This window comes from Natronococcus jeotgali DSM 18795 (assembly GCF_000337695.1).
Lineage (GTDB): Archaea > Halobacteriota > Halobacteria > Halobacteriales > Natrialbaceae > Natronococcus > Natronococcus jeotgali.
On record NZ_AOIA01000038.1, the window covers coordinates 1 to 3,595 of the forward strand.

The 3,595-nt window shown below is 55.4% G+C and carries 5 protein-coding genes and 1 pseudogene; all 6 read right to left on the reverse strand.

Annotated elements, in window-relative coordinates:
- Positions 1 to 263 (reverse strand): annotated as a pseudogene (locus C492_RS06810) (hypothetical protein); the annotation flags it as partial.
- A complete protein-coding gene (locus C492_RS06815; RefSeq protein ID WP_005533715.1) occupies positions 257 to 820 on the reverse strand; it encodes a hypothetical protein in 564 nt (187 codons plus the stop codon). The pseudogene C492_RS06810 and the gene C492_RS06815, both read right to left, overlap by 7 nt.
- Before the next feature lie 29 nt (positions 821 to 849).
- Positions 850 to 2,325, reverse strand: coding sequence for a hypothetical protein (locus C492_RS06820; protein WP_239638921.1), 1,476 nt, complete (start codon positions 2,323 to 2,325; stop codon positions 850 to 852).
- Positions 2,326 to 2,348: 23 nt separating this feature from the next.
- Positions 2,349 to 2,558 (reverse strand): hypothetical protein, encoded by a 210-nt coding sequence (locus C492_RS06825; protein WP_004052064.1) that lies wholly within the window; start codon positions 2,556 to 2,558, stop codon positions 2,349 to 2,351.
- A complete protein-coding gene (locus tag C492_RS06830; RefSeq protein WP_005533704.1) occupies positions 2,558 to 2,965 on the reverse strand; it encodes a hypothetical protein in 408 nt (135 codons plus the stop codon). The genes C492_RS06825 and C492_RS06830 overlap by 1 nt, the downstream gene beginning before the upstream one ends.
- Before the next feature lie 76 nt (positions 2,966 to 3,041).
- On the reverse strand, positions 3,042 to 3,317 hold the full coding sequence (locus C492_RS25775) for a helix-turn-helix domain-containing protein (protein ID WP_005533701.1): 276 nt from the start codon (positions 3,315 to 3,317) through the stop codon (positions 3,042 to 3,044).
- Between the last annotated feature and the right edge of the window lie 278 nt (positions 3,318 to 3,595).

A 3,595-nucleotide genomic window follows, 5' to 3' on the forward strand; every position in this document is an offset into this window, starting at 1 on the left:
CACTCAACCTGAGTCTCTGCGAACGTGTCCGGCGAGAGCGACCAGCACGCCATAGGTTCGTCGTTGTTCGCGTTCACCTGTACGATTCGGACGCGAGGCGGGTCGGGGAGGAGGTCGTTGATTTTCCCCGTGGCGAACAGCGCGGCCACGCCCGCGATGACGAGCGCTGAGACCGCGAGGCTCGACCACGCCGGGAGTTCCGCGCCGCCGAAGTACGCCAGCGCCGCGCCCGCGCCACCGAGCTTCAGCCAGTCGTTCACCATTCGCGGACCACCTCAAGGTCTGTCTCCTCGCGCTTGCGCTTCACCCAGACATAGGTCCCGCCGACTGACGCGACCGCTGTTGCGCCAATGAGTGACTGGACGGTGCCCCATTCGACGGGGGGTTTCGCGGCCCTAACTGCGTCAGACCGGATAGCAACGATACCGTCCGCATTCGATGAGGTGACGGTGATTGCCGACGCGCCGTTGAAGTCCTCGGCGCGGAAATTGACGGTGGTCTCGCCGGGGGTCAAGGTCATGCGCCGAACGCGGGCTTTCCCCGCGGCCGAGCCGTCTCCTTCGCTCAGGATTCGGGAGAGAGTCCCGGCGTCGGTGATTGCGATTCGAGTCGGAGTATCCGCCTCGACGACGAGCGAGAACGTCCCATTTGAGAACGACCACGATTTGATTCGAGTCGTCGGGGAGAGTTCGATAGTCTGGGTTGATTCGGGCGTGCTCGGCGTGGCGGTCGCTGTCTCGTTCGTCGCGGCGACCGTGCCGACGAGCGCGGGCGATACAACTGCGATGAGGATTATGAGTGTGGTGATTATTCGGCGCATGGTGTCCGAAAAATTGGGAATCGGTGGGGTTAGTTCCGGGTTGAGACGAGGATGAGCGCGACAATCGCGGCAACGATGATAACGCGGTCTTCGGTTCCAACACCGAAGCCACCGCCGCCACCACCGCCACCAGTTCCGGTGGTCTCATACTGCCTTCTGAGTTGTCGCAACTGCTCGATTTCGTCCGCGAGGGAGCTTGCGTTCGTTGAGTTGTAGAGGTACTTGTGTGGGCTGGTCGTGTTCATCGTCTCCCCTGTCCGGGTGTTCACAGCCTCTAAAATTTCAAACTGCGACCCATATGTGGAGAGGTCAACAATCGTGCCGTTGGCCCCATCTTGAACAGCCATGTAGAAGGTTCCATTATAATCTGAAAATCGGTATGTCTGACCAGTATCCCAGCCACCAGATGCGTCATCTCCGGTGTAGAACAATGTTCCATTAAGCACCGTCGGATTGCCCGAGCCGTCTCCGACTGCAATAGTGTGCGATGCATTGATATCCCCGGAAGCACCGGTTGACGCGAGCATGGCCGCGCCCTGACCGTAGTATCCAGACTTTTTGAGAGATGTGGATGCCTCAGCCCCGATAGTGGATGGGTCCATCATCGCAAGGTCTGACGAGTTTATTTCGCCTGCTTGGTACTGGCTGGACACCTCATCAACGTAGGGGTCCATATTCGCAAGCACTTGTTGGGTCTGCTCTTGGGTTTCGTCGAGCAGATAGGTGTCGTTCTGGTCGTTCGCCCAAGAGCCGAGCGACCCATAATCCTGTGACTCGAAGATTCGTGTCTCCTCGGACGAGTTTGGTTCGACGGCAACAACCCGGATAGGAGATGCTTTTGGTGGGTCTGACGACCCCCCCGGATGGAAACGGGAGCCGGATGGGAGAGTCCTCAGAGAGATTTCTTCAGTATCGACAGATGTTCCATTGACTAACTCGAATTGAATCGTGTTTGTTCCAAGCGTTTCACCACCAGAGTACCATTCTCCATTCCTCTCATTTTGGTAGTAGTATCCAATTGTTTGGTCGGATTGGTTATCTAGACTAGCTATTTGAGTGACTTTAGCGTCCCAATCTGAGAGAATCCGAACCTGAACCCGAGAGTAGTAGTCTCGAACCGTTTGGTTCACCGCGGATTTAGCCTGTGACCGGGATGCACCGTTATTTAGCTCGTTCACCATCGTTATTTTAGCCTTTGACATGGCGACCGTTCGAGCATTAGCCATGAAGTTCTGCGTCGTCGTGGTGTACGAGTCGGTTGCGTCTTTCAGGGCAAGAGCGCTTGAATACGCATTTGTGGCGGTGAGATTCTCATAGTCGGTGTTGTCTGACCAATGACAACCCTCGGTATTGCCGAGAATCGTATTGAACCACGCACCACCGAGGTAGTTTGACGCCGAACCATCGCAGTTGACCATCTCCGCAGATGCGTGTCCGACCGGAGATGACCCTGGAACCACGCCGCTCGTGGCGGCGGTCGTGATGACGATTCCAACGAGCAGCATAACCATGACCCTCCGAACGAGAGTCACGAATCAAACACCTCAACGAGTCCGAGCCGGTCTGCGATGAGAGACCCACCGGCTGCACCAACCACAATCAGCCCTATTTCAAGACTGCCACCAAGCAGGTCGGATAAAATCGTGATGTCTGCGCCCGCGGATAGTCCGGCGTCGAGAGCACCAACCGACGCGCCAAGTGTGGCGACCGTCTCTAGGTCAAGGTCAAGGTCCACCATTAGAGCATCCACCCCGCAGCGAACCCGGCCGTGCTCGTGATGCCGACGTAGACCAAGCCCCAGAGGTCGCTACTCTGGAAGAATGAGGAAACGTCACCGACCAACAGCCACGCAGCGAACACCCCGACCGTGCCGAAAATCGACCACATATAGTAGTCGTCAAGCTTCTCCGCATCGTCTTTGAGAGACGATAGGTCGGTGTTCTCGTTCGTGATGATGATGCCCGCGAACGCGCCGACAGATACCGCGTACGCAAGCGTGATTTCGATATTCCCCGACGAGAAAATCACGTCGGTGAAATTGATATCGAATAGTTGGAAGGTTGCGATGCCCGTCTGAATGAATCCGGCGACCATGAGAGCCACCGTGAACCCCGCGTCTGCGGGGTCGAATTCCATCTTCGACATTACATTTTTAGACTGTCGCAATTAGTGAAAAGTGTTTGTGTTGATGACTGTTTAGTTTGCGTAGCAAATATCCATCTTAAGCCTCGTAAACATCAATCTGTGGCTTTACAAGGCCGATTGCTGACTCTCGGCCACGGTCCGTTAGTCGGTAGACTCCGCCGCCCTTCTCCTGCACGAATCCAGCATCTAAGAGGTCCTGAAAGGAACGAGACACCGAATTTCGGTGTCTCCCTGTCCTCCGAGCAATGTTACCAGCCTTATCATCATTGTGGAGTAACAAATCAACGAGGATGGCTTTCTGTGTTGGCGTGATGTCCATGAGATACCCGCCAATCGCTGGATGGAAACTCATTGTGGTCAATATGTTTGCATGGCTAACAGAATTGTTTGCATTACGAGCAGTTTGGAAGAACTAACAAACGTTTAAGTAATCCTGACTGAACAGTTAGAGCAAGAACTCGGACGTGTCACTCACGGTGTGGCGCGGCGGGAGCAAGATGGCCCCTTGCTCCCGAAGAAGAACCCCCGAAACCGAAGCAACGGTTTCGGGCGTGTATATGAGCTAACGGCGCTATCCGGCTTAAATTCACCGGATATGCTGTTTGCACTGCAAATTTTCGAGGTTCGTGG

What these genes read in the sequence shown, in the direction of transcription:
- C492_RS06820 (WP_239638921.1), bottom strand. Translation starts at nt 2,325, where the DNA reads ATGCTGCTCGTTGGAATCGTCATCACGACCGCCGCCACGAGCGGCGTG.
- C492_RS25775 (WP_005533701.1), bottom strand. Translation starts at nt 3,317, where the DNA reads ATGAGTTTCCATCCAGCGATTGGCGGGTATCTCATGGACATCACGCCA.
- C492_RS06815 (WP_005533715.1), bottom strand. Translation starts at nt 820, where the DNA reads ATGCGCCGAATAATCACCACACTCATAATCCTCATCGCAGTTGTATCG.
- C492_RS06825 (WP_004052064.1), bottom strand. Translation starts at nt 2,558, where the DNA reads ATGGTGGACCTTGACCTTGACCTAGAGACGGTCGCCACACTTGGCGCG.
- C492_RS06830 (WP_005533704.1), bottom strand. Translation starts at nt 2,965, where the DNA reads ATGTCGAAGATGGAATTCGACCCCGCAGACGCGGGGTTCACGGTGGCT.